Genomic DNA, 25,715 nt, shown 5'->3' with positions numbered 1-25,715 from the left:
TTTAGACAATTATTAATTAAAGGGGTAAATCTTTTTCGTACGTTTCGTCAGGTTTCCATTGCGATCATACTCAAATACAATCTGATCTCCCGTAAATAGCACGACTTTAAGCAATTGATTGCCATAGCCATATTCATAAGAGCTATCATTACGAATGTACATTTGAGCTGCCTTGATGGCACCTTGAACTGGTTTTCCATCCTTTTCGCTTAGCTTCAGATAGTAGGTCTGTCCACCCTGAAGCTCCCACTCCAGCACGGTATACTGTTCACCGTACACCTGCTCTTGTTCCACTGAAGCTGCTATTGGACTGCTCAGTTCCTTATCTGCATATAATTCCAGTAGAGGCTCGATCGAAAAGTCTCCTGACTCTTTAATTGCAATCCGATACTTACCAGTACCATATGGGGTAAAACGATAGTACACATTACCTTGCTGAACGGTTGGCAGCGCCGTATCTACACCCTCATTCAAGGTCAAGAACTCCACATTCACTTCCTTGACCGCAAACTGGCGATAAGCACCTGCAAAGTGCAGCGTCTGGGGTCCCACATTATGCACCTGAATGTCAGCATGTCCAGGTACGAGTTGTCCTCCTGCCGCATTTTTACCTTCCCTAATAACCACTTGGTTCTGATCCCGAATAACGTAATCATAGGCCACTCCTCCATCTACAGATGTAAGGAGCACGGATGCATAGGATGATGTGTTCGAGAACAACACCACGTTATTTGGCGCCAAATCCCGCTTGATCAGTGCAGGCTCCTGACTGGAACTGGCCATCACCGGAGCGGCATATTGAATTGTTACCGGCTCCGAAGATACTACGGTGACGACAAGCGTTGCACCCGCTGGAATCTCCCATGTTGCATGACTCATACCTTCCACAAAAGACAATGATGTATTGGTTTTATCGTAGACTACATAATCCACAACGGAAGTTTCTCCTGCGATCCGTTGAAGTTCAGCAGGTTCCGAACCCGGATTTGTAAAGATTGCGCTCTGCCCTTGGTTAATGGTGATTTCCGATGCTGGTGAAGGCACTTCATCGTCTTGTCCGCGGAAAACGCGGTAAATTCCACCAAATGTTATGGATTGATTAGAGACATTCGTAACGACAACTTTCTTGCCACCCAAGATCGTCGGTTCAATCGCAGTTGCTGTTCTACTACTGGACTGAGTTCCATCTACGTTGTAAATCGTGTAATCATACACTCGCCCTGCGCTGCTGGAAGCATCGTTTCGGAGCCTTTCCGAATCCGAGCTCGTATTGGTGAAGGCGTAACTCTCCCCTTTATTCAAAGTCACACGTAGATAAGCCGGTTCCTGGCTATCCACTACCGAGAAATCATCCGTGTATTCGAATAGTACAGGTGTACTTCCCACTACTGTAACGATGGCTTCACCACCGGCTGGAATTGTAGCGAGACTACCATTGTTATTGAATTTGTCACTATGTGCTCTGCCGTCTGCTTTATACACCACGACATCATATAGAGAACCTACCGACTTGGCGTTACTCCGGATCGGGTTGCTAAGTGAACCCCCATTATGGAATTTGACCGATTGGCCCGGTGACACGGTAATCTTGCTTAGCGCTTCATTCGGTCGATCCTCCACATCAAAAATGGTGTAAATGGCACCAATGGTTACCGGTTGAGCGGATACATTCGTAACTACAGCTTTGTTCCCGTAAAAAACAACAGGTTCAACCGCCGTCGCTTTTCTTGTACTTCGTTCTGTGCCGTCCGGATAATAGGTTACGTAATCAAATATCCGCCCTTGGCTGGTGGACGCATCACTGTCGAGATACTCCCGGTCGGTAGTGTTATTCCAGAAAGTCACGCTTTCTCCCTGGTTCAGTGTTACCCGATGGTACGCAGGTTCCATGCTGTCTTCGACCGAGAAATCATCCGTGTAGCTAAACTCAATGGGGACCTGTCCGACTACGGTCACAACTGCATAACCCTGAGAACGAATGATCGGATTTGTATTTTTGTTGAAGCCGTCCGAATGAACGACGTCTTCTGCTGTGTACAGAACATAATCAAAAAGGGCTCCGTTTGAACTGCTCGCATTGTTCTTAATCGGATTAGCTAAGGAACCATTATTTCGAAAAATCACGGATTCTCCGGGATATACGGTAACTCGAGTAATGGCATCGCCACCAGCCTTTTGAACATCAAATGTCCGATACGGTACACCATACGTTACGGGTGTTGCTGTCACCAAGGTCACTACAGCGGTTCTCCCCGCAGCTACCGTAGGCTTAGTCGATGTATTGGTCCCGGTGGAACTTTCCGTCCCATTCGGAAGATAAACGACGTAGTCATGCTTATCTTTGGTGGACCCATCGCTTTGGAGCGCATCGGATTTTTCGCTGATATTGGTGAATTGGTAACTTTCGCCTTGACTCAGCGTCACTCGGGTATACGCAGGTTCATCGCTCCACTCGCCACTGTAGACTTCGTAAGGGAGTCCGACGGTAACCGGTTGTGATCCGGCACCTGTAATGATGAGCTCGTATCCTGCCCCTATGTAAGGTTTACCGGTTGATTCAAAATTTGAACTACCCAGACTTCCATCTTCATGATAAATGGCATAGTCATATCTTCGGTCTTGAGCAGTAGACGTGTCCGCGCTTATGGCTCTCGACTGTGTACCTTCATTAACGAACCGATAGCTCTCGCCTTTAGACAAAGTCACTTTGTTTAAAGCAGGATTGGCGGATATACTATAGGTGAAATCAGCCGGTATAGTTGCTGTAAAAGCATTGCTCCCACTTGAAGTCACAACAGCGGTATACCCTGCTCCTACGGATAAGCTGCTCGTCGAATTCAAGTTATCTGTTGAAATACTTCCATCTGCTCTATATACGACATAGTCATAAGAACTGCTTCTCGATGTGGCCGCATCTGTGCTCAAGGACCGAGTGCGAGTTCCAGTATTCGTGAAGCTATAGGAATCACCAGGAGACATCACGATAACTTGCTCTTCAGCTAATGCCATGGCTTGAGTCGTAAAGAAACCCTCACCATACGTATCTTCAGTTACCGTTGGTGTATCTTCTAGATCTTCGATATCTTCATCCACACCCTCTGGTTCTTCGTGAATGTCCGGATCAAAAACATCCAGATTTTCAGCGTCTGGTAAAGCTAAATCCTCCATCAAAACATCGACATTCTCCGCGCTACTTTCGGTCGATATTATGGAATCCGCTTGATCCGCTAGCGCATATCCGCTTGTCGGAAGCATAGTTCCCATCACGAACCAAACGACCAGAAAAACGATAAAACTTTTTCTCAAACTCATGAAAGTTGTCTTCCTCCTTTAAGGGTTTTATCCATTTGATACCTTAAGAGTGATATAAATGGAGTCTAATAAATGATTATCGGCATTTTCCTTATTTTAGGATATAGTAGGATAGTCCTTACTTTTAGGGACTATTTTCCTTTTAAATTTCAGATAACAAGAATTAAATGATACCCATTTTTTCAAAAAAGGACAATTCAGACAAATTTGATCGTAAGAAAGGATTGTAGTTACCTCGCTCTCAGTTTTAGACGCAGGTCAGAACTTTACATCCATAGAAACAAAAAGAGCCGCCATAATGGCGACTTCTAATGAGTAATTATGATATTGCTCTAAATTTCTAACTCATTCCTCTACAAATTTAAGCAACTTTGCATTGTGTATAAAAATTACGTATTAGATTAGCAAGAAGAATAGAAAAATCACAAGAACGAAAAAAGTATATGAAGAATTCATTATTTATTTCCTTGTCAGTAGAAGGTGTTTCTAGTTGATTTTCTTCTCTATTTATTGTGCTCCCATAACCTAAGTGCTGTACATTTTAGAAAACTAATTTCCGGGCAGTTGGATGCCGCGCCAGCTGGTTACATCGCATTGTCCATATTCATTATCACCCACAGCAACCAGTGTGCCGTCTGATTGAAGACCTACGGTATGGGCACAACCTGCCGCTATCGCCACAATATCGCGCCAATCACTTACATTACACTGGCCATACTTGTTCCAGCCTACAGCCTCCACCGTGCCATCCGATTTAAGGCCAATGGTATGATTACTACCTGCGGCTATAGACACAATACCACCCCAACCGCTTACTTCGCATTGATTATGTTTATTTAAACCCACAGACATCACCGTACCGTCAGATTTAAGGCCGATGGTATGGAGATAACCCGCAGCGACTGCTACAATATTGCACCAATCGCTTACTTCGCGTTGGCGATACCGATTATTACCCACAGCCACCACCGTGCCGTCCAATTGAAGACCGATCGTATGCCAGTCACCTGCTGTTACTGCCACAATATCTTTCCAGCCACTAACATTGCATTGATCTTCATTATTCCTGCCCACTGCTACCACTGTACCATCTGATTGGAGACCAATCGTACGACGCCAACCCGCCTCAACCGCTACAATTTCGCGCCAGTCGTTTACCTCGCATTGGTTGTCCTTATTCCAACCTATAGCCGCCACCGTGCCGTCGGATTTAAGTCCGATGGTATGAGCATTACCCGTGTTCGTCGCCATATGAACATTACCAGCCGCAACAGATATCATATCCTGCCAGCCGTTTACATCACATTGGCCCATTTTATTATCACCCACAGCCATCACTACGCCGTCAGATGTAAGCCCAACGGTATGGCGACGCCCGGCCGCTATTGTATTTTTAGGCCACCGTCTCACCTTTAACATCGCTTCTTTCGGTGAACCATAATCCATGCTTTGCCTCCTCCCTGAAAACAAGATCTGTTCTTTTAAGTCCTTATCGTGGTCGTTTAGATCGCTAGTGCCGCATATGACTCCAGAACACACTAATATTAGTCCTTGCTTGCCTGTAACTATTCTTCTTTTCGTTTAAAACACATCTTGCCAAGAAGCAGCCCCATACCAGATGAACAAATAAGATATCCAAAGAACAAGAAAAGTAAAAAAACATCATGAAGATCTTCAGGAATTTGAAGTACACCTTCAAACCAAGCCAAACGAAAAGGATAAAGTAGCGCTACCCAAATGATCAGCAAGACAAGAATAAAATTAATTATTTTTCTCACAATTACTATCCTTTCCATACCGAGTGGAAACAGTCAAATATATACGCTACCTATTTCAATCCGTATAACTTATCGTTGCCTGTACTCTAATTTTTGCCATTCGTTCAAGTATCTCTTCATTAAAATACACAGTATAATCTTTCACTACGATTGGTGGAAGGGATATGTAGTTTCTTTTGGGATATCCGCTTTCTCGACTTGAAAACTCCCTTCTTTATGTATACATTGTACTCCCAAACTATTAGATACCCTTATCAATCTAATTATTATAACTCCACATTAAAACTAAAGCCTCCACCCCACAACTTCTTGCGGAATGGAGGCTGCATCAACCTACTTATATTCAGCTGAGCGGCGCAGTCTCCACCACGTCCGGGATCTCTGGCAGACGCTGTTTGCGTTCCATCGCCAGACTTATAAAGAGTCCGAGCAAGCCCAATGCAGCAATCGCTGCTGCGTACAGCGGTACTGAAATAAGTCCCGTATGGGTAATGGCAAGTCCGCCGAGATAGGCTCCGCCTGCATTCCCCAGATTAAATGCAGAGTGGCTCGATGTTGTCGCGAGCAGCGGTGCTTCGCGAGTCATATTCATGATCCGAATCTGCAGACCAGGCATGATGCCAAACGCAGCGACACCCCAGCAAAAGATCGTAATGACTGCCAAATAAGGATTCTCCAGCGTCAAGGTGAGTAAGGCCAGGAGCACAGCCAGTACGGCGAAGTTCACCATCAGGGAAGGCATCAGCTTCCAATCGGCCAGTCGGCCGCCCAGCATGTTGCCCAGCGTGACACCAACGCCGAACAGCACCAGAATCCATGTTACACTCTGCTCCGCAAAACCGCTGATATCCACCAGCATCGGTGTAATATAAGTGAAAACTGCGAACAGGCTTCCACAGCCCATGGCTCCAATGAGCAGTATTAATAATACTTGTGGACGAACCAGATTACGGAATTGCTGTCCGAGGTTCGCCGGCTCACCTTGCGAAATAACCGGAATAAAACGGATGATGCCGATCAATGAGATGATGCCCAGAATGGTAATCGCTCCAAACGAAGATCTCCATCCGAGCTGTTGACCAATAAATGTACCAAAAGGTACCCCAATAATGTTGGCAATCGTAAGGCCTGCAAGTACAACGGATACCGCGCCTGCCCTTCTCTCGGGTGCCACAAGACGAGTGGCCATAAGTGACCCTACACCGAGAAACGTACCATGTGCAAATGCCGTCAGAATGCGTGCCGAAATCAGCAAACCATACGTTGGTGCAATGACGGACAATGCGTTACCTATGATAAAAATGCACATCAGCAATACCAGCAGTTTTTTCTGCGGTATTTTATGGGTAAACACGGTCAGAATGGGCGCGCCAACAGCGACACCCAGTGCATAGCCCGTAATTAGTTGTCCTGCCTGCGGAATGCTCACATGCAGATCAGCAGCCACATTCGGCAGCAATCCCATAATGATAAATTCAGTCATGCCAATGGCAAATGCTCCTACTGTCAGGCACAGAAGAGATAACGGAAACGCCCCTCCTTTACCCGATTTCGAAGCACGTCGTTCTGTGTTGTTCATATGATGTTCTCTTCTCCTGTCTCCATCTTCTGTCTCTTTTGTTATTCCTTTTGCTTACTTCATTCTCTATGATGACATTCCTGCTGCTGCCTTCAGCCACATCGCCTCGTTTAATGCCTCGAACGTTTCTAGCATCGCAAGCTTCTTGCGCCAATGAGCAGGAATACCACTCTGTCCGTAAAAAGCACCTGCTATCTGCCCGTACACGGCACCAGTTGTATCTGCATCATCCCCGAGGTTGACGGCCAGCAGCGCACCTTCTTCAAATGTGGAAGACTTATGGAACGCCCATAATGCCGCTTCAAGAGAACGGACGACATAACCGCTTCCCTGAATTTCAGGCGGTTCCTTATGCCGATAAGATCCCCGCACGACTTCTTCAATCGCTGGAGAAAACGAAGGCTCATTCCTCCACTGACGACATGTCTCGGGCAGCAGCATGGTATGCTTGTCCGCTCCACGCAGTCCTGCAACCAGTATAGCCGCCAGCACCTCGCAAGCCTCTACACTTTCCATCGCTGCATGTGTTGTGCGGGAGCTCAGCTTTGCATGATGCACTGCATCCTGCGGATGATTCGCATAAACCATGGCGACAGGTGCAAGCCGCATGATTGAGCCGTTGCCTGCCGTCATCGGATCGGTTGATCCGCTGTAAGGCTCTTCGGTCACCCTGAACCGTTCCAGTGCATTTCGCGTGGCTCCGCCGATATCAAAGCACGTCCCGGTACTGCTCATATAGCCGACCTGATACCAGTTCGTGTACCTGCGCATCTGATCCGCTGGATCGAAGGTATCTTTTCTAACTAAACTTTCGGCCAGACATAGAGCCATTGACGTATCATCCGTCCACTGTCCGGGAGCCAGGCCGAACACGCCGCCTCCCACAATATCCGTTACAGGCTCGAAGGTGCCCGGACTGCTGAATTCCACAGTCGTTCCCAGCGCATCTCCTGCCGCAAGCCCGATTAAACATCCATCGAAGCGATCCTTTTGCAGCATCTTCGGTCCCTCCTCTGCATCCAAACTTTCAATAAACTCCTTCCATTCTCCCACATGGCCTGTTCTGTCGTAAAGAATTTTAAACCATGAGCAATTTATTTCTTCATCGCTTCCGAATTTTCGATTGCCTTTCTTCTATTATAAAAGTGTCGAAAACTGTTGATTGGTCAGAGTTTCCCTATATCGCAAAAAAAAGTTTATTTTTTCGATACGGGGAAAACTGTTTTTTCAGTACACCGCTTACATGTATAAGTCATAACGGTTTACCCTGTTCTCTGTTTTCTGAAAACACATCATCCAGGTGCAAATTTTCAATGTAAACAATCATGACGCGCTTGACCCTTAAGTTTGTCCTATGTTACGGTTTTATTAGCTTCAACGCATATTTTTTCCAATTAAATCATTTATATCGAGCACTTGTGTAAACTAAACTGCCGCAATACAAATGAAGCAAATGGGAATATGCGAATTTTTCAGTTTTATCCCAACACAAATTCTGAAACAGGAGGAACAAATTTATGATTAAGGCACTGGTTTTTGATTTCGACGGAACGATTATTGATACGGAGACAGCATGGTATGTTGCTTTTCGTGATGCCTACAAGGAACACGGCGTAGACTTAACCCTGGAGATGTATTCGCAATGCATCGGTACCAGTCTGAAAACATTTAATCCCTATGAGTACCTCATCACAGATTTGAATCTTCCGATCGATCGGGAAGCGTTCAGGGAATCGGTTCAGCTGCAGCATGCAGCACTGATGAACAAGGAGCAGGTAAGACCAGGTATCAAGAACTACCTTGATGCGGCACGTCAAGCCGGTTTAAAATTGGCCGTTGCCTCAAGCTCCAAACGGGACTGGGTCGAACAACATCTGGAACAACTGAAACTGAAGGATTACTTCGAAGTGATTCGCACAGCTGACGATGTGGCCAATGTGAAGCCTGACCCGGAATTATACAATCAAGCACTGGAAGCCCTTGGAGTAACTGCAGACGAAGCCGTAGCAATTGAGGATTCACCTAACGGCGCGCGTGCAGCTGCTGCGGCTGGTATTCACTGTGTGGTCATCTCGAATACCATTACCGGCACACTGGATTTCGATATGCCTCACCAACGGCTGTCATGCCTGACCGACCTCGAATTTAACGATTTGATTTCGAAACCACTCGTCACCACCGTCTAAGGTCTAAACGAATTTCGCAATTCAACTTTAAAGGGGGAGTTCACACATGAAAGCTGTACATTTTGGGGCGGGCAATATAGGCCGCGGTTTTATCGGTCATATGTTGTCCGCTTCCGATTATGAAGTCTGCTTTGTCGCACGTAACCCGAATAAAATCTCCATGCTGCAAAAGAGGCAAGAATATCCCATTACGCTCGCTAATGCAGCTCAGGATACAACCATTGTCAGTAACGTCACCGCCATTCATGTCGGCGAACAGGAACTTGTGGCTGAGCAGATTGCAGCGGCTGATCTGATTACTACGGCGGTTGGGGTATCTGCACTCGAAGATATTGCCGAACCCATTGCGAAGGGCATTTATTTACGCATGAAAAATAACAATCACACACCTCTTCATATCATCGCTTGCGAGAATGCCATTGGAGGCAGTACTCGCCTGAAGAAACGGGTATATCCGTTTCTGGATGAACAGACCCGCACCAAAGCAGAACGTTATGTCTCGTTCCCCAATGCAGCAGTAGACCGGATTGTACCGGTTCAAGACCACAAGGACCCGCTGCAGGTTACGGTTGAGCCTTTTTACGAATGGGTTGTGCATCGCCCGGCACTGCTGGATGGCTTCAAGGAGATTGAGGGCGTACACTACGTGGACTCCCTTGAGCCTTACATTGAGCGCAAGATGTTCACCGTAAATACCGGCCATTGTGTGGCTGCTTACTTCGGATATCTCCATGGATTCAAGACGATAAGGCAGGTGATGAGCAACTCAACACTTCGTGCCGAGGTCAGGCATGTCATGGAGGAAACGGGAGCCATGCTCATGAAGAAACATGGTTTTAACCCCCATAAACACAGGAAATATATGGACACCATTCTCGAACGCTTTGCCAACCCCAACCTGACGGATCAGGTCACCCGGGTCGGACGCTCACCCCTTCGCAAGCTATCGCCTTATGACCGGCTTGTTCGCCCTGCGATGCAGGCCAGCGAATACGGAATTGAAATTCCCCACCTTACTTCCGCTATGGCGGCCGCGATGCTCTTCGATTATGAGCAGGACGAGGAAGCCATGAAGCTCCAACACATGATTCGTGAAGATGGCGCCTCCGCCTTCATTCGTGAACACATGGGAATTCCCCACGAACACCTGGTCCATCAGCATGTCGTCGCCCGATACGAGGAACTCAAAGGGCACAAGGAATCGACCATTTTAACCTGAACCATCTCAGGTAAACGGCAGATCCTGCAAACTCAATAGACACGGCAAAAAACCGGGAGGAACCTATGCCCATGCTTCGTTCCTTCCGGCTCTTTCATATTATTTTGCGGTATTCTCTTCATTCATGATGGAATTAAGGGATACATACGCCATGGGCAGAAATCCCTCGGACGGTTCACCGACAGGTGCATCAACGTGGAAAATGAAGCCATTGCCATCCAGTTCTTTTACAATGAAATACTGCGTCTTTTTATCGTTTTGAGCCATCATGAATAGTCCTGCATCCTTCATCGGGCCGCTGCTCAGCTCTTCCTTGCTCAGTTCCTTAACCTCTCCCGTTTCGGTTAACTCTTCCTTGGCATCCATCTTCAGCGCATCGAGATTGAAATCTGAAGGAAGCTTTTCGATTTCCACGTTGTAGTCGGGATCAATCTTCATCGTTAATTCGTTGTCTTCTGCATCAAATGCCATGGGTTCGAACACATAAAGGGAGTAGCCCTTACCTTGGGCAAGTGTGGCTGCACGATTCTCCGTCATGCCTTCCACGGTTACTTCCAGCTCTGTCGTTTGGGGACGATCTGATGTAACGTTGCCGCCTGCATTCGAACCGTTCGTATCATCGGCTTCGATCTTGGTAATTTCCGTAAGCACCAGCTGCTTGGTTGTGCTGTCGCCTTCAATGGTTCTCTCTACATATTTGAATTGTACCGAATCTTCATCATCAATGTCGTCGAAGGATTTCTGTACATCCTCTTCAACCTGGAAAGCCATGGGAACCTCTTCGACATGGATCTCTACCGTGTGCGGGTCCGCCCAGCCTGTCAGAATGCCTTCTGCTTCGATGGCCGCACTGTCTTCCGGCCTCTGTTCCGGTGCAGGTGACTGTTCACCTGTATTATTGGTGGGCGGCTGCGCTGCAGGACTGCTGTTACCACAGGCCACGAGCGAGAATCCCATCAGTAGTACCAGTAATGATGCACTAATATTCATTGTATTTCGCATATGAACACCTCCGTTAGCTTATACGCAATGATGCTTGTCCATGTTGCTTCAGATTACTTACTAGTACTTACACGGCTGACCGCCAGCTCAATCATATAGATGAATGGACCTACTTCAAATCTAGCAAATCCATTAACTTGCTTGCTCCATTTGAACGAGCTTGGCATTGGCTCCGTTGAACGCTTGTGTCTGTTTATTGAATTGCTTCCTTAACTCGGCGAGATGCACATATTGAGTATTACGTTCCCGGATTGCGCGCTTGATTTTGACCAGATTCGGTTCCACACTGCCTCTCATTAAAGAATAAAGCTGTTCATCGGCATCCAGACTTTGCTGATAGGAGGATACAAAATCCTCAAATGTCTGGGCTCTTGCCTCATACTGGTCCAGGACGGTTTGAGCCTGAGCCAGCGTCTCTTCTTTTTCAAAAGACAAGCGTTCCAACGAGTCCCGCACGGCAGGCATCTTCTCTTGCGTCTGTTTCAATAAGATTTCCGCCTGCGTCAGCAGTTTTCTCCGCTCGGCAATATGGTCTTCAGCCTCATCCAGCAGCGACTCAATGTTACTGTTTTTGTTTTTTCCTTTACTCAAAATCGATGTGTATAGCTCCATATCCTCCCGTTCATGAAGGGCAAGTTCCTTCAGACTTTGAGCCATCTCCTGGTCACTCAGAATCAATTGATTCACCTGATTCGCCGCTGGTTCCTGCGGCTGGCCACACGCACTGGCGAGCACCGTCAGCACCAGGCTGACGGCCACCAGAGCTGACCTTTTCCACGTACGCACTGGACCGTCTCCTCTCTTGCATCTGATTATCTTCTCTAATTACAAGCGGGTATCTCCGCTAAAGTTGGCTATCCAATGCGCATTCGGGTCATAGACCTCGAATTCATAACCCCGATCTTCAAGCAATTTCAAAATGCGCGGCAAGGCCTGTACCGTCTGCTCCCGTTCATGCATCAGGATCACTTCCTTGTCCCGGTGAACACTGTTGCTGACACGCGCCACAATCTTGTCCGGCTGACCCGGGAGATTCCAATCGAGAGAATCGGTCGTCCAATCCCACATTTTGAAACCTGCTGCGGCAATATCGCCTCTAAAGGATTCTCCGATCTGCGGACTGCTGCCGTAGGGAGCACGAATCAGATGCGGCGTAAAGCCAATCAGATCCTGAACCATCTTCTGTTCCTTTTTGAACTCCTTCACAAAATTCGCCGAGCTGCCGCTTTTGTACAATTTGTTATAGTTATGTGTCATGCTGTGCAGTCCAGGGTAGCTGCCCTCTTGGACCAGTCGCTCTACCGCTGACTTATGCTGATTCAACTGACGTCCGATCATGAAAAAGGTTGCCTTGGCCTCATGTTCTTTCAAAATATCCAGCAGTTGTTCCGTATACTCACTTGGTCCATCATCAAACGTTATGTATGCCAGCTTGCGAACCTGTCCCTGAAACCGTGCAGGCTCTTCCTTCCCACCCGGGGTCATTTCGATCATGCCCAGCTTGGTTGGCTGCTCAATGGCAGCTACCGGAGGCGGTGCTGCATAGCCCTTAATCCAGTGGGTCATTCCAATGAATGCATATGTTAAACCGGTAACGATCAGTGCAAGCAGCATCAAGGCCGCACTCAATCTTCCATACCGGATCCGTCTTCGTCTGTGCGTCTTCGTTCGGCTTGTTCTGCTCGCAATGCTGCCATTCTCTCCTGCTGCCTGTTGTTGTACTCTCACTTCCAGTGCCACTTCCTTAATTTCCCGATTATTGGTATATTATATCGTTTCATGTCTCTATATAGAAGATTAATAGAAAAGCGGTCTTGGTGAATGACAGAATAGTTACAAGCCCGGTTACAATCTGCTTATCTATTTTCCTTTCTTCGCTTTTCCTACGGCTGCATTCTCCTGTATAATGAATTGATTTATGCCATTTGACTTCAAGAAGGAGCTACATTCATGACAAGCTTGTTTCGTGCCGGCAGATCCATTGAACTTCTGTTCGTTGTCGGCATCATTGCCATTTCGTTTTCTTCCATTTTCGTGCGTTGGTCCAGTGCAGATGTGGCTGTCATCGCCATGTACCGCCTGTTTCTTACCAATCTGCTGATGCTTCCATTTGTCTGGAAATACCGGCATGAGATGATGCGCTTAAACTTCAGACAATGGGGATTGCTGCTCGCATCCGGTGTGATGCTGGCCCTGCATTTCCTGCTGTGGATGGGATCGCTCAGGCTTACGAGCGTCGCCAGTTCCACGGTCATTCTCGCACTTGAACCCATATTGATACTTGCCGGTTCCGTCTGGCTGTTCAAAGCAAAGATTAACCGCATGATGATTATCGGCATGGGCATCGCCCTGCTTGGTTCCATTGCCATTGGGGCTGGAGACTTCCAATTGGCCGGAACGGCATTGCAAGGTGATCTACTCTCTTTGCTCGGAACGATTGCAGTAGCGATCCATATGCTGCTTGGACAATTTTTGCGCTCTGGACTAAGTGCCTTCTCTTATAACTTCTGGGTATTTTTCGTCGCTGCCTGTACGCTGGCGGTATATAATTTGGCCATGGGGCATCCGTTCGGGGGTTATGCAGCGTCGGAGTGGGGAATTTTCCTGCTGCTCGCCATCGTGCCGACGATCTTTGGACACTATCTCTTTAACTGGCTGCTTCAGTATATGAATGCCACAACCGTATCCATGGGCGTGCTCGGTGAACCTGTATTCTCCTCACTGCTGGCCTGGATGCTGCTTGGTGAATCACTCAGCGCGATGCAGATGATTGCCGGCGTTGTCATTATTTTTGGGGTATGGATCTTCATTCGCTATGGCAAAACCAAACCTGGGCCCATTCCCGCTGACGCTCCTGTAGGTGGAAAAGGACCTGCCGAACCTACGGCGGTGTAACTTGTATCATCAACAAATGAGCATGGCAAAAGAACGATTGGAGTCTGATACTACAGACTTCAATCGGAACCCAATACTCTTCATAAGGCGGTGTATTTTCATGAAAAACATTGTATCCATGCGCTGGCTGCTCGCCAGAATGTACGAACCGGATGTGGTCATAGCCGACTGCAGATTCCTGCTCGGTCAACCGGATGCAGGAAGACAAGCTTACGAGGCCGGACATATTCCAGGCGCCGTTTATCTCGATCTGGAACAGGATCTGTCTGCTCCCGTGTCTGCTCATGGCGGACGTCACCCGCTTCCTGATCCAGCGGAGCTGGCAAGCCGTCTTTCGAAAGCAGGCATCGGTTCAAATGCACGTATTGTTGCCTACGATGACCAAGGGGGCATGAATGCTTCACGGTTATGGTGGCTGCTTCGTTATCTGGGCCATGAACAGATGTATGTGATGGACGAGGGCTTCTCCGCTTGGCAAAACGCTAAGTTCCCGGTAACAGTGGATGTGCCTGTGCGGATTCCTTCCACGTTCGAAGCGAATGTGCAGCCGCACATGCTCGCCAGCGTGCAGGATGCACAGCACGCTTCAGCGAACAGCTCAGCCGTGCTGATTGACTCCCGGGATGCCCGCCGCTATGCCGGACTGGAGGAGCCCATTGATGCCAAGGCCGGACATATTCCGGGGGCAACCAATTATTTTTGGAAGGACGTACTGAATGCCGAGGGCCGTTGGTCTGGCGTAAGTTCATTGGAAGAACGTTTCGGGAAGCTGGCGAAGGATGAGCCTATTATCGTGTACTGCGGCTCCGGCGTATCAGCCTGCCCGAACGTGATTGCACTGGAAGAAGCAGGATACACGAATGTGAAGTTGTATGCCGGAAGCTGGAGCGATTGGATTAGTTATGAGGAGAATCCGGTGGCGACAGGGGAAGAAGATTAAGCGTTCGTTTTTATTTGTATACTTAGAAAAAGTAAAGCCCGCAATCTTTGTGGGCTTTTTTAGCGTGCGTTTCATTCCGAAACGTTTATTCGATTTTCCGAAGGCTGGATGGGTTTGCCTCTGCTTCATCTTCTTCACCGTACAGCTTCTGCATATGCTGCATATGTCCGACTCCCCAGTCGCTCATGGTCTGGAGCACGGGCTTCATGAGTTGTCCATACTCCGTAATCGAGTATTCGACCTTTGGCGGAATTTCTGCATACACTTCGCGATGCACAATATCGTGATACTCCAATTCTTTCAACTGCTGGGCCAGCATCTTTTTCGAAATATCCGGAATGGCTTTTTGTAATTCACTGAACCGCATTGTACCGTTGTTCAGCAGGCGAAGAAGAATCAATGATTTCCATTTGCCCGTGAGAATGTCCAGCGCCGTTCCGAATTTGCAATACACCGTCATTCTTATTCCTCACTTTCTGGTTATGCCAAAGGTTTACTTTTGGTTACCTGGTTAGGTTTAAGTGCCTACTTCCTGATTGAGCTTTCTCACTTTAGTATAGAGGCAGACATCAAAATAGAACAAGTGAGGGAAAAAGAAAAGATGAATGTGACGTTATGGATCGTACAAATCATATTGGCGGCAGGCTTCGTATATTCGGGATGGATGAAAACCGTTGGTATCGAGTCATCAAAAAAGACATGGGCCTGGGTAAATGATGTGCCGAAAAGTCTAGTTGTTTGGATCGGAATCGCGGAGCTACTTGGAGCGCTGGGCCTTGTTTTGCCGTGGGCGCTGAACATGGCTCCAGTGCTTACGCCGATCGCCGCAATCGCTTTGGCTGCGGTCGCACTGTCCGGGATGCTGTTTCATATTCGGCGAACAGAGTATCGTGAGATCGGCGTAAATATCTTTTTTGTAGTTCTGGCGTTGATTGTGGCAATTGGAAGACTGTAAGACTTACCTTCTATATATGTTTTTAATTAGACAGGTTTCCAACTTCATTCTGGTGCTCATAGATATACCTGATATATTCTTTTGCACTTTGGTTTATCTCTTCATCTGTTGCCTGGAATGATGCACCGAAGACTGCAAAATACAGCAATGCTATCGCGCCCACATGATTGATGCTGGCTTTGAAAGGCGCAATCACTTCATCTACACTAAAGGAGACAGAGCCTTCCGTCGTGTAATTTTCTTTTTTATCACCAATGGACAAGGCTAAGCCCAGCTTTTTCCCGTGCAGTTTATTGCCTGATGATCCATACGCCCATCCGTAAGTAAAAACATCATCAAACCACTTTTTGAGCAAAGGCGGATAGCTGTACCAATATAACGGAAACTGCAGGATGATATGATCATATGCTTCCAAAAGCTTCTGTTCTCTGGAAACATCAATGTTCCAATCAGGATACGCTCTATAAATCTCATGGATTGTAATATCGCTCGAGTGTTGCAGCAGTTCCTCTCTCCAGCGCTGATTCACTCTTGAAACCTCAATATTTGGATGTGCCAGAATGACGAGTGTTTTCATTTTTAACATTCCTTTCGTGGTTCAGGGTCAGACTTCTTTTTCGAATATGGTCATTATCATATAAGCCTGAATAAAAGAAAATACACACAATGAAGTAAGATGGTTACCTCAAAGTGTGTATGGACGTCATCAACAATATTGTGAGAAAATAAACAGTTATACCGCATCATCAGGATGCAGCTAGAACGAGGTGAACTGTCATGAAACAATATAATCTGGGGATTGAAGCAACACTCGAAATCATTGGCGGCAAATGGAAGGCGCTAATCATATGTCTATTAATGTCAGGCGTGAAAAGGACAGGTGAGTTACAACGCAGTATTAACGGCATTTCGCAAAAGGTCCTGATTCAGCAATTACGTGAGCTTGAGAAGGACGGCCTTGTCAGAAGACATGTGTATCAACAGATGCCGCCAAAAGTCGAATACAGCCTTACGGAATATGGAGTTACTGCCAACAGGATTGTGGATGTGATGTGTGGATGGGGACGGGAGAATATAGCATTAAGGCAGCAGCAGGGAGAAGACATTGTACTATTGGAAAATAAAGAACCCGCTTTTTGAGCTGATATACCCATGGACTTGACACTTTGAAAAGAAGGAGCAGTTAAATTGAAAAACTATCTCATATTTGGTGCTAGTAAAGGATTAGGTGATGCGTTTGTCAGGGGGCTGCCTGAGCAGGGCGATAAAGTCTGGGTAGTGTCTCGCAGCCGACCTGACAGTTTGAACCTGAGCGATGGCGTAGAACGCATATGGATACAGGCAGATCTGTCTGATCTCCATGCGGCCCAAGTGGTCAGTGACGCGCTTCAGAACGAAACACTGGATGTTCTCATTTACAATGTAGGCATTTGGGAAAAGGAAGGGTTTGAGGATCATTACACGTTTGATCAGGACACTCCTGCTGATATCTCTAATCTGATTCATGTAAATATAACGTCGGCTATTGTATGCATTCAGGCCCTACTGCCCCATCTCCGGCAATCAACAGCCGGCAAAATCATTCTGATCGGCTCGACTGCGGGTCTGAATAATTCGAATAACACTCAGGTTTCATTTGTAGCTTCCAAATTTGCCATTCGAGGAATTACGGAGGCCTTGAGGGAGCATACGCGACACGATGGCATTGCCGTTACATGCATCAACCCCGGAGAGCTTGCAGCTGATATTCCTTATGATGAGGGCAGCGAACGTGCACTTGCTGAATATAATGGCACACGCATCCCCCTTCAGGATATGGTTTCCATCGTAAAATGCATTGTCAGTCTGTCCAAAGCAGCCTGCGTAAAAGAAATTAATATTCCTGCAATAACAGATTTAAACGCATAATTGGAGTTCCGCTCCAATTATGAAGAACCCTCATATATCAAGGGAAAATAGATTGCTTTGATATCAAAAGCCCGCTATTATGCGGGCTTTCACCTTTTTACTACGGAATAATGTGTTAAATCACTTCCAAGGATGAAGGTGGGCAACGGTATACGACATTTAATCTCTTAGCTGCGTTTCACCACCCCTGTATACAGTTCGAGTCCGGTGCTGACAAGTCACTTCGAAGCTGTCATCCGTTCCACCAGCGCACGCAATGAATAATCAGAGGTCGAACACAGCAGTATGCTTCCAGCTGTCTGTGGCAGTGCTTTGTCATCATAGGGATTGCGCAGCACCAGATTCATCAATGGCTTAACCGCAGCCAGTGCCTCGGCAAGCGCCAGCTGACCTGTGAACAGATGGGCATTGAGGGTACCCTGGATAACGACATCCGCAGTAGCAGCCTGCTGCACCAATGATGCAATCTCCTCCGCATCAGGCTTCATTGCGCAGCAGCGCATCTCCACTGCCATGCCTGCATTCTTCAACAAGGATGCCAGCTTGATCTCGGCTGCACCGCTGTTATCAGCCTTGGTCAGCTGCTCCTGCTGCGGCAGAATGAGCAAATATTTCAGTGAAGAGTTCAGCGGAAGCAGGCCTTTCGGGTCCCGACTAATTTTCACGGTCATACGAGCCAACTTCAGTGCCTGCTTCTCCCACTGCTCTCTGGGAATGGGCTGGGCCGCCGCTTGGTACTGTTGGAATTTACCGTATAGTTGCTTGATACGCAGAACAGACTCGTCGATCCGTGCCTCGTTGATGCGCCCATCCTGTACGGCGGCCAGAATACCCGCGATCACCCTGCTTTGATACTCTGGCGTATGACACATCAGGATCATATCGTTCCCCGCCTGAACAGCCAGTACGCCTACTTCATCCGGATTGAAATGATTACGGATTGCTCCCATTTCAATATCATCGGTGCAGATTACGCCTTCAAATCCCAGCTTGTTCCGCAGCAGTTCCGAGGCAAAATACGGACTGAGTGAAGCTGGAAGTCCACCGGATTCCGGGATGTTTGGAAACACCAGATGCCCCATCATGATTGAATCCGCTCCAGCTTCAATTGCTTCCACAAAGGGGAGCAATGGACCTTCCATTAACTGCTCAAGCGTTAGATCACATTCTGGCAGAACGATATGAGAATCTCCGCTCACTTGCCCGTGACCTGGAAAGTGCTTTGCCGTCACGGCCACACCTGCTTCATGCATCCCCTGAATGTAGGAGCGACCGAATTGGGCTACTAGCTGCGGGTCCTCTCCGAAGGAGCGAACACCCACGACCGGATTATCTATATTCGTGTTCACATCCAGTACAGGTGCCCAGTTCATCGGAATACCGAGAGAATGCAGCTGACTGCCGATGAATTTACCGAGTAAATAGGCGGTTTCCGGCTCTTCACTTAATCCAACTGCCCGGTTTCCCGGGATATAGGGGAAGAAGGTTTTGAATTTGGAAAGGGTGCCTCCCTCTTCATCTACCGAAACGTAATAAGGCAGCGGGCCTCCATGATCTCCGGCTATGTTCTGTACCTCTGTGAGTAGCGCAAGCGTCTGCTGCTCACTCTCGACATTGTGGGGAAAGATGCCTATTCCGCCAAACCGCTGCTGCGCCATTCTCCCCCGAAATTCCGGCTCGGCGCAGATAGATGGCGTACCAATCACACACATCATGGCTATTTTATCTTCCAGACTCATCGTCTTCGGTTCAGATTCCGCATAGGTCTCATCCAGCCCCAACTCATGATAGAGTGTACGCTCCAGATAATCATGCAGGTAGAACCGCGATTTCACAAAATGCTCTGCCATATCTGACGGCTGGTAATGCTCCAGCGCAGCTCTCATGCGGGGAAGAACCTTCTCGCGTCCACGGCGGTTTCTCGTGTAATTATTTTGGAGTGAGCGCCACTCCGCATCGTCTCCAGTATACAGCTCCCAGCGGTAGGCGTATTTGTGAATCGCCCGCGAACGATCTGTCGCCACCTCAAAATCATGCATAATCGCAATCAGTTCCGCTTCTTCCTTATGCTCGCGCACCTCGTCCAGGAGCTTCCAGATCACCTCGTAATAATCCTCCAGTCGATAATTGCCGAGCCGATTATGCCCGGTAACCGGATCAATGCCATGGAAGCGTTCCAGGAATCGGTCGATGAAGGTTGAGGCATCCGCCTTGCGGTTCCAAGCCAGATCCGCATGCAGCAGCATGGGGTACCAAGTGGTTTCGAAAATACCATAGGGCACACCGAGGCTGAATGGCCCCGTCCAGTTGGTGGCAACGATGCAGTCCAGATCCAGCTTGCCTGCCGTCTCTGCCCACTGAATCAAGTTGTCCGTCCGGTTGGACAGCACCGGATAATTCTGATGCTCCGCCCAGTCAAAGCTGCGGACGGCTGGAGCTCCCATGACATCAATCCCCAGCGACCTGAATTTATCTGCATGGGAAGTAACCTCTGCTTCGATATTACGCCCGTTGTAGATCCAGATCATGGCCGCACTCCGCTGATCCAGTTTGGCCAGTTCCTCTGGCGGACATTTATCCAGCATGTCATGCCAGAAAATCGGCTGTTTCCCCCGCTCTGCCGTAAATGCAATCAGACCGTTCAAAAAGGCGATAAAGGCTCGTTCCCGCACACCTCCAAACTCGACTTTGCAGCGTTCGCATTCGCATAAGCTGTAGACCTCGTCACAGCCGAGATGGATATAGCGCGAGTCCGGATGCGCATCGATCATCTCTGCGAGCAGCTTGGTAATCAGCCCAAACGATTCTGGATGTGACGGGCAGATTTCCCCGGTGGACTGCTCTGTCTCGCGGAGATGCCGCCAAGCTTTGTGGCGAAGTACATATTCCAGATGTCCGAAGCTCTGCTGAAGCGGAATAATCTCTATAAAGTGCTCATGGGCGTTACGCTTCAGTTCTTCCAGCTGCGAACGACTTAACGCATGCTTCGAATGTGCGAACTCGGGGTACGCCTGGAACGGAAATTTATCCTCATATTCAATCAGAACCGCGTTTGTCTTATAACGGGCAAATTCCGCCAAGTATGCTGTCAGCAGTTCCGGCTTCGAGAACGTCTGGCGCAAATCCAAATTCATTGCCCGCACAGCCGTATCCGGCCAATCGGTTATGGACACCGCCGGGATGTCTCCATCCGATCCACACAGTTGTACCAAAGTCTGCAATCCGTAAAACAAACCCTCGGCATCCTGGGCGCAGACCTCCGCCCTTATGGCTGAAACCTTCAACCTGTACCCCTGTGGGCGTCCTGCTAATCCCAGGTCTGCCTCGTCTTCTTCGGTAAATGAACTGAAATTAGAGATGACCTGGCTCTTCTTTTGTCCTCTCAAGACTTCATGTACTTCATCTACTTCATGGGCGCCATGGACCTCGTGGTCTCCCTGCTGGGTTTCCTTCCCTGAGAGACGTTCTACAATAAGCCAATAACCTTTATCTATCCTTGAGCATGTATATTCCATCCCGGGAAATGCGCGGCGGCAATGGATTTCGAGTCTCGATTCATCCTGCTCCATGTAAAGACTCAGTCTTGCCTCGCCATCCAGTCGCAAGGGGCCTCCCTCAATCGCTGCAATCTGCTTCGGTTGTGGTATCAAGCTCTGCATCGCTCTCCTCCTATTCGTTGCTCCGTGGACTCAACCGGCCATTCTTCCAGCATTGCATCATACTCAACTTCCCACCGTTCATGGTGAAACTAACCAGATCCGCAGGTGCTCCCGCCTTAAGCCCTGCTGCCTGTTCAAGCCCAAGCAGCCCGGCAGGATTCACTGAAGCGCAATCCCAGGCATCGGCGAGGCCGACCAGTCTCGCTTCCACGAGATAGCCTACCTGTTCCGGCAGCATCATCGCCGAGCCTGCCAGCAGCTGCGGCTGTCCGGCAAGGTGCAGCCGACCTTCCGCGGTTAGCACTACATCTCCGCCAATGTGCAGTTGATAGGAACCTGGTGGCATGCCGCTCAGTGAGACAGCATCGCTAACCAGAACAGCACGATTTCTCTTCATTCGGAGAATTACCGACAACACGGACGGCGGGAGATGATGGCCGTCCGCGATCATACAGCCATATAGTTCATCTGCTGCGAGCTGTTCCCACAGATAGTTGGGATGGCGCGGAAGTGTCAGATGCGTGCCATTGCCCAGATGCGTGGACATAACGGCTCCTGCAGCGACCGCTTCCCTGATCTGCTCGGGCGTTGCTGCCGTATGACCAATCGAGACAAGGATGCCGGATTCGCAGCACCGGGCGATAAATGTAGTCGCATTCGGCCACTCCGGGGAGAGAGTAATGATGCGAATCAATCCTTCTGCCGCTTCCTGCCAGCGGCAGAAGGTCTCCCAATCCGGGGGAACAATGTATTGCCGCGGATGCGCGCCGCGCGGGCCATCCTCCGGTGAGAGAAATGGGCCTTCCAGATGAATACCAGCAATCCCCCCGCTCGCATCCGGGTTCAGCCGAACAGCTTCCGCAATAGCGGAAGCTGCCTCAGCCAGCCGGTCGGAACTGTTAGTAATCAACGTCGGACAATAGCTTGTAACTCCCTGTTTTTGCAGCATCCGCGTCAGCTTCAATACCGTATCGGGATTCAGCGGAGCTGTATTCAGATCGAGCCCCCAGCCGCCGTTTACCTGCAAATCGACCAAACCGGGAGCAAGCCAGGGAAGATGTTCCGTGGAAGGCTTCACGTCAAGCTCGGTAACGGAAGCAATGCACTCTCCTCTGAATCCCACCTCAATGGGCAGCCCCGTCCGGTAGTGTCTCCCAACAATCGGCGCGGTCACAGGCCGAAGGCTTCCCGGTCCGTAAACATCGTAATTCCGGGATGTGTACGCAGGATGGTAGCTGGGCATGCCGTACTGACCGGATCATGTAAAGCTGCTGCAAGCGCACTCCGCTTGGACGCCCCTGGCACGATCCCGAACAGTTTGCTACCTGCCATCAACGCCGGTACAGTCAGGGTCAACGCCTCTTCAGGCACGTCATCCAGCCGGGCAAAGCAGCCATCGTTTACCTGCTGACGGCGGCAGGCATCATCCAGCTTCACTGCTTTCACAAGCAGCGGATCTTCGAAATCGGCTACAGGCGGATCATTGAAGGCAATATGACCATTTTCTCCGATCCCGAGACAGACAATATCAATAGGAGCCGCACGCAACAGCTCTCCATATCTCTCGCACTCCTGCTCCACATCGCCCAATCCGTCGATCAGCTCCACCCGCCCAGGCTGGACCCGGCTGAACAGCCGTTCTGTCAAATATCGTCCGAACCGCTGGGGGGCCGTATCCGGTAGACCAATGTATTCATCCATATGAAAGGCACACACGCGCGACCAGTCGATACCTTGCTCCATCACAAGTCCCTCATACAATTCATTCTGCGAAGGTGCCGCAGCGAATATCATGCGGACCCGGCGCCCTGAATCCTGAAGCAGCTGTCTTAACTCAGCTCCAACCGCAGCAGCTGCAGCTGCCCCCATCTGATCTCGATTTTCATAAACCTGTACAGACATGCGCTCTACAACTCGCGACTCCAACGGCTTTATCATGCCATTTACGTTAATGCTTCTCATCCTCCTTCAGACGGCTGCCCGCCCGATTCTTCATGTCCCGCATTCTGCATCAGCAAAGTCGCATGCGGCAAATCATGACCGTATGCATAATAATAACCGTTATAACGGATTCTTCGTGGTTCAAAACCAACCTGCCTTCCCGGCATCACCGTCTCCGAGGCCAGCGTTACACTTCCGTCCGGTCCGGTGATCCCGCTGGTGTAACGTCCCGCAGCATAAGTGAATCTTCCCTCCACTTTCGCCCCCGCCAGTACCTTGCCCGTAGCGTAATCTCTAACCTTCATGTTGACGGTTACTCCTGAACCGCTGTAAACCAGATTCATGTCCGAGACAATCATAGGCTTCAATATAGTACTTCCAGTGGTCGCCGACACTTCATCGGTAAGTGGTCCGATGTTGCCCTGCAAATCACGGGCCCCAATCCGATAATAGTACGTTGTATCCGGGAGCAGTCCCTTGTCTTGGTAATTCAGGCCACGAGCGAGTCCTACCACTTCCGAAGCGGCAGGTGTGAAACCCTGAATGGTACTCCGATAAATGACATAGCGCTCCACTTCCATGTTATCTGAAGCTATTCCATATTTCAGTTGTACAGTCTGATAATCAGTCGCCTCAACGAACGGCACTCCTGCAAGGGCAGAAGGGGCCTCCTGATCATCCGAAGCTGTCCAAAATACACCGCCCGGTCCCCAGTAAGAAGGCAGGGCCCGATAGGAATCATAGTGATGGACAGCAATGCCGCCGAAAGCACTGCTCTGCCCGTAAGCTGTGTATACCTTATCCAGCTCGGCTTCCATATGACTGCGGCCTTCCTCCCAAAAAGTGATCGTCTCCGGATCGCCGCTACTCGCAATATCCAGTGTTTCCACACCAATTACCACGGAATTCGGCTTGCCGATCTGATCGGCGTAAGCCAATTCTCCGGCAGCCCCGGAAATTATGCCGGCAGAGCCATCTGCTGTATCCCGGTAATCCATGATGGAGATATAGTCGGAGATATCCTGAACATGCTCGCTCAGCCACTTGCTGGAACCGTTCCAGATAATATTAGCCCCTTGCTCCGAAGTGTCATACCACTTGGGCACAGCCGGGCCGAACGGCAGCCGGATACCCGCAATATTCCGGCGATCAATCATCTTTTGTAAAACATCCAGGTATTCCTTTTGCAAGAATCGGCTTGGATCTCTAAAATCGGGGGAAATGTACGGCTCAATATCCACATTGATGCCGTCGAACTTCTCCGGATCTGCAGCTGCTAGATTGTAATTGATAACCTGTTCCATTTCCCTCACTGCATGACCATGATACTTCTCGTAAGCGCCCATGTAGGCCGGAGAGGTGCCTCCGGCAATTAATGCATGCACCTGCACATTTTTGCTGTGAGCCCAGCTTATGAACGAGCGCAGCTCCGCCTCCTGCTCTTCCAGTGCGTTGTACCCCGCATATTTGCCCACTGCGAGATACAGCGTCTGAACCGGCTCTTGACCGAATGTCTGCGTATCCGTAATGAAAGATTCCAGCACCTGCCGTGAGCCAGGGTTTAGAAGCAGCTTGTAGCTTTCCGGTTCCCAGATCCACATGGCCCGGTCCTGATCAGGCAAAGGCAGGGCTGGTTCATGCGTCCCGTTTCCAACCTGTGCATACACCGTTGAGCTATAGCCGTACCGCTGGGGTGCATTGGTCGCTCTGGCCTCCAAGCTGGCCGTCCGATCGCCAAGTCCCGCCGTGTCCCAGGTGTATACATACGCAGAACCTTGCTGAACAGCCTCCTCCCAAGGCCCGCGGTTCACCCGTATCTCGACCAGCGTGATTGGGATTGGGGAGCTGGCCTGGACCGAAACCTCCACCTGACCGCTAAGCGACACACCTTCAGATGGACTTATAATCGTTACATCAGGGACAGCACCTGCCGGGTTATCCACTGTAAGGATGGCAGGCACACCCCATACCCCGTAGCGAGAGGTCGTATCCAGCCCACGAACCACCAATTCCACAGTCCCGTTATATCCCGAAGTATCCAGCATATAAGACCAGGTGCCGCTGTCATCCCCGTCCGGATCATTCATCAGCACCTCGTATTGAGACGTTCCGTTCACATACAGCCGAATATCGTACAGGTCGGTATAACTGCCCCCGATCTCTACCATTCCTCCGTCCGACACATATCCACCCCCAGGTGCGTCCAGCGAGATTGAACCGGCTGCTCCCGCCTTACCAGGAAAGGGTATCCCAATCGATACCATACATATCAACAGAACCATGGCTAACCTGAATCCGGAGTACACACGCAGATGCTGCTTTTTCATAAGCGAAGCCTCCT

At 49.1% G+C, this 25,715-nt stretch carries 21 protein-coding genes; 7 read left to right on the top strand and 14 right to left on the bottom strand.

The window, feature by feature from the left end:
• Positions 1 to 12 precede the first annotated feature (12 nt).
• The 5 genes from AAIH57_RS16730 to AAIH57_RS16710 form a co-directional block, all read right to left on the bottom strand.
• Positions 13 to 3,312 (bottom strand): hypothetical protein, encoded by a 3,300-nt coding sequence (locus tag AAIH57_RS16730; protein WP_430022443.1) that lies wholly within the window; start codon positions 3,310 to 3,312, stop codon positions 13 to 15.
• A gap of 549 nt (positions 3,313 to 3,861) precedes the next feature.
• Positions 3,862 to 4,758 (bottom strand): RCC1 domain-containing protein, encoded by an 897-nt coding sequence (locus AAIH57_RS16725; protein ID WP_430022442.1) that lies wholly within the window; start codon positions 4,756 to 4,758, stop codon positions 3,862 to 3,864.
• A gap of 119 nt (positions 4,759 to 4,877) precedes the next feature.
• On the bottom strand, positions 4,878 to 5,090 hold the full coding sequence (locus AAIH57_RS16720) for a hypothetical protein (protein ID WP_175397409.1): 213 nt from the start codon (positions 5,088 to 5,090) through the stop codon (positions 4,878 to 4,880).
• Between the two features lie 343 nt (positions 5,091 to 5,433).
• Positions 5,434 to 6,669: an MFS transporter gene (locus tag AAIH57_RS16715; protein ID WP_175397408.1), complete on the bottom strand. Its 1,236-nt coding sequence runs from the start codon at positions 6,667 to 6,669 to the stop codon at positions 5,434 to 5,436.
• 66 nt (positions 6,670 to 6,735) lie between these two features.
• Entirely contained in the window at positions 6,736 to 7,668 is a 933-nt protein-coding gene (locus AAIH57_RS16710; RefSeq protein ID WP_430022441.1) for an ADP-ribosylglycohydrolase family protein, read from the bottom strand.
• A 518-nt stretch (positions 7,669 to 8,186) separates the two neighbouring features.
• On the opposite strand from AAIH57_RS16710, the gene AAIH57_RS16705 reads away from it, so the two are divergent.
• Entirely contained in the window at positions 8,187 to 8,855 is a 669-nt protein-coding gene (locus AAIH57_RS16705; RefSeq protein WP_175397406.1) for an HAD family hydrolase, read from the top strand.
• A 46-nt stretch (positions 8,856 to 8,901) separates the two neighbouring features.
• Positions 8,902 to 10,074, top strand: coding sequence for a mannitol-1-phosphate 5-dehydrogenase (locus AAIH57_RS16700; protein WP_430022440.1), 1,173 nt, complete (start codon positions 8,902 to 8,904; stop codon positions 10,072 to 10,074).
• Between the two features lie 99 nt (positions 10,075 to 10,173).
• On the opposite strand, the gene AAIH57_RS16695 is transcribed toward AAIH57_RS16700, so the two are convergent.
• From AAIH57_RS16695 to AAIH57_RS16685, 3 genes are all read right to left on the bottom strand, one after another.
• On the bottom strand, positions 10,174 to 11,076 hold the full coding sequence (locus AAIH57_RS16695) for a hypothetical protein (RefSeq protein ID WP_430022439.1): 903 nt from the start codon (positions 11,074 to 11,076) through the stop codon (positions 10,174 to 10,176).
• A 132-nt stretch (positions 11,077 to 11,208) separates the two neighbouring features.
• Complete coding sequence (locus AAIH57_RS16690; protein ID WP_430022438.1) at positions 11,209 to 11,862, bottom strand: YkyA family protein; 654 nt, start codon at positions 11,860 to 11,862, stop codon at positions 11,209 to 11,211.
• 39 nt (positions 11,863 to 11,901) lie between these two features.
• Complete coding sequence (locus tag AAIH57_RS16685) at positions 11,902 to 12,804, bottom strand: polysaccharide deacetylase family protein (RefSeq protein WP_430022437.1); 903 nt, start codon at positions 12,802 to 12,804, stop codon at positions 11,902 to 11,904.
• 222 nt (positions 12,805 to 13,026) lie between these two features.
• Between AAIH57_RS16685 and AAIH57_RS16680 the strand changes: the two genes are divergently transcribed.
• Both AAIH57_RS16680 and AAIH57_RS16675 read left to right on the top strand, forming a co-directional pair.
• Positions 13,027 to 13,971, top strand: coding sequence for a DMT family transporter (locus AAIH57_RS16680; protein ID WP_430022436.1), 945 nt, complete (start codon positions 13,027 to 13,029; stop codon positions 13,969 to 13,971).
• Positions 13,972 to 14,071: 100 nt separating this feature from the next.
• A complete protein-coding gene (locus AAIH57_RS16675; RefSeq protein WP_430022435.1) occupies positions 14,072 to 14,911 on the top strand; it encodes a sulfurtransferase in 840 nt (279 codons plus the stop codon).
• Between the two features lie 85 nt (positions 14,912 to 14,996).
• On the opposite strand, the gene AAIH57_RS16670 is transcribed toward AAIH57_RS16675, so the two are convergent.
• Positions 14,997 to 15,371, bottom strand: coding sequence for a winged helix-turn-helix transcriptional regulator (locus tag AAIH57_RS16670; RefSeq protein ID WP_175397400.1), 375 nt, complete (start codon positions 15,369 to 15,371; stop codon positions 14,997 to 14,999).
• 141 nt (positions 15,372 to 15,512) lie between these two features.
• Between AAIH57_RS16670 and AAIH57_RS16665 the strand changes: the two genes are divergently transcribed.
• Positions 15,513 to 15,866 (top strand): DoxX family protein, encoded by a 354-nt coding sequence (locus AAIH57_RS16665; protein WP_175397399.1) that lies wholly within the window; start codon positions 15,513 to 15,515, stop codon positions 15,864 to 15,866.
• A gap of 22 nt (positions 15,867 to 15,888) precedes the next feature.
• Here the strand turns inward: AAIH57_RS16665 and AAIH57_RS16660 are convergent, their stop codons facing one another.
• The gene (locus AAIH57_RS16660) at positions 15,889 to 16,443 is read right to left on the bottom strand and encodes an NAD(P)H-dependent oxidoreductase (RefSeq protein WP_430022434.1); all 555 of its coding nucleotides are present in this window, start codon (positions 16,441 to 16,443) and stop codon (positions 15,889 to 15,891) included.
• Between the two features lie 200 nt (positions 16,444 to 16,643).
• Here AAIH57_RS16660 and AAIH57_RS16655 point away from each other — a divergent pair, with 200 nt between their 5' ends.
• Both AAIH57_RS16655 and AAIH57_RS16650 read left to right on the top strand, forming a co-directional pair.
• The gene (locus AAIH57_RS16655) at positions 16,644 to 17,006 is read left to right on the top strand and encodes a winged helix-turn-helix transcriptional regulator (RefSeq protein WP_430022433.1); all 363 of its coding nucleotides are present in this window, start codon (positions 16,644 to 16,646) and stop codon (positions 17,004 to 17,006) included.
• Between the two features lie 48 nt (positions 17,007 to 17,054).
• Entirely contained in the window at positions 17,055 to 17,774 is a 720-nt protein-coding gene (locus tag AAIH57_RS16650) for an SDR family NAD(P)-dependent oxidoreductase (RefSeq protein ID WP_430022432.1), read from the top strand.
• 218 nt (positions 17,775 to 17,992) lie between these two features.
• On the opposite strand, the gene AAIH57_RS16645 is transcribed toward AAIH57_RS16650, so the two are convergent.
• Genes AAIH57_RS16645 through AAIH57_RS16630 form a run of 4 tightly spaced genes read right to left on the bottom strand, consistent with a single transcriptional unit; the run spans position 17,993 to position 25,701 of the window.
• Positions 17,993 to 21,433: a glycoside hydrolase family 3 N-terminal domain-containing protein gene (locus AAIH57_RS16645; protein ID WP_430022431.1), complete on the bottom strand. Its 3,441-nt coding sequence runs from the start codon at positions 21,431 to 21,433 to the stop codon at positions 17,993 to 17,995.
• A 10-nt stretch (positions 21,434 to 21,443) separates the two neighbouring features.
• Complete coding sequence (locus tag AAIH57_RS16640) at positions 21,444 to 22,607, bottom strand: N-acetylglucosamine-6-phosphate deacetylase (RefSeq protein ID WP_430022430.1); 1,164 nt, start codon at positions 22,605 to 22,607, stop codon at positions 21,444 to 21,446.
• On the bottom strand, positions 22,604 to 23,395 hold the full coding sequence (locus AAIH57_RS16635; RefSeq protein WP_430022429.1) for a glucosamine-6-phosphate deaminase: 792 nt from the start codon (positions 23,393 to 23,395) through the stop codon (positions 22,604 to 22,606). The genes AAIH57_RS16640 and AAIH57_RS16635 overlap by 4 nt, the downstream gene beginning before the upstream one ends.
• Positions 23,392 to 25,701 carry an Ig-like domain-containing protein gene (locus AAIH57_RS16630; RefSeq protein WP_430022428.1) on the bottom strand — a complete coding sequence of 770 codons (2,310 nt, stop codon included), beginning with the start codon at positions 25,699 to 25,701 and terminating at the stop codon, positions 23,392 to 23,394. The genes AAIH57_RS16635 and AAIH57_RS16630 overlap by 4 nt, the downstream gene beginning before the upstream one ends.
• Positions 25,702 to 25,715: the final 14 nt, after the last annotated feature.

Source organism: Paenibacillus sp. MABNR03, assembly GCF_050455445.1.
In the GTDB taxonomy this organism is placed as follows: Bacteria; Bacillota; Bacilli; order Paenibacillales; family Paenibacillaceae; genus Paenibacillus; species Paenibacillus xylanilyticus.
Note: the sequence above shows the minus strand (reverse complement) of the source record. Positions and strands in the feature narration are given on the sequence as shown.

What these genes read in the sequence shown, in the direction of transcription:
- AAIH57_RS16730 (WP_430022443.1), bottom strand. Translation starts at nt 3,312, where the DNA reads ATGAGTTTGAGAAAAAGTTTTATCGTTTTTCTGGTCGTTTGGTTCGTG.
- AAIH57_RS16725 (WP_430022442.1), bottom strand. Translation starts at nt 4,758, where the DNA reads ATGGATTATGGTTCACCGAAAGAAGCGATGTTAAAGGTGAGACGGTGG.
- AAIH57_RS16715 (WP_175397408.1), bottom strand. Translation starts at nt 6,669, where the DNA reads ATGAACAACACAGAACGACGTGCTTCGAAATCGGGTAAAGGAGGGGCG.
- AAIH57_RS16710 (WP_430022441.1), bottom strand. Translation starts at nt 7,668, where the DNA reads ATGCTGCAAAAGGATCGCTTCGATGGATGTTTAATCGGGCTTGCGGCA.
- AAIH57_RS16705 (WP_175397406.1), top strand. Translation starts at nt 8,187, where the DNA reads ATGATTAAGGCACTGGTTTTTGATTTCGACGGAACGATTATTGATACG.
- AAIH57_RS16700 (WP_430022440.1), top strand. Translation starts at nt 8,902, where the DNA reads ATGAAAGCTGTACATTTTGGGGCGGGCAATATAGGCCGCGGTTTTATC.
- AAIH57_RS16695 (WP_430022439.1), bottom strand. Translation starts at nt 11,076, where the DNA reads ATGCGAAATACAATGAATATTAGTGCATCATTACTGGTACTACTGATG.
- AAIH57_RS16680 (WP_430022436.1), top strand. Translation starts at nt 13,027, where the DNA reads ATGACAAGCTTGTTTCGTGCCGGCAGATCCATTGAACTTCTGTTCGTT.
- AAIH57_RS16675 (WP_430022435.1), top strand. Translation starts at nt 14,072, where the DNA reads ATGAAAAACATTGTATCCATGCGCTGGCTGCTCGCCAGAATGTACGAA.
- AAIH57_RS16670 (WP_175397400.1), bottom strand. Translation starts at nt 15,371, where the DNA reads ATGACGGTGTATTGCAAATTCGGAACGGCGCTGGACATTCTCACGGGC.
- AAIH57_RS16665 (WP_175397399.1), top strand. Translation starts at nt 15,513, where the DNA reads ATGAATGTGACGTTATGGATCGTACAAATCATATTGGCGGCAGGCTTC.
- AAIH57_RS16660 (WP_430022434.1), bottom strand. Translation starts at nt 16,443, where the DNA reads ATGAAAACACTCGTCATTCTGGCACATCCAAATATTGAGGTTTCAAGA.
- AAIH57_RS16655 (WP_430022433.1), top strand. Translation starts at nt 16,644, where the DNA reads ATGAAACAATATAATCTGGGGATTGAAGCAACACTCGAAATCATTGGC.
- AAIH57_RS16645 (WP_430022431.1), bottom strand. Translation starts at nt 21,433, where the DNA reads ATGCAGAGCTTGATACCACAACCGAAGCAGATTGCAGCGATTGAGGGA.
- AAIH57_RS16635 (WP_430022429.1), bottom strand. Translation starts at nt 23,395, where the DNA reads ATGAGAAGCATTAACGTAAATGGCATGATAAAGCCGTTGGAGTCGCGA.
- AAIH57_RS16630 (WP_430022428.1), bottom strand. Translation starts at nt 25,701, where the DNA reads ATGAAAAAGCAGCATCTGCGTGTGTACTCCGGATTCAGGTTAGCCATG.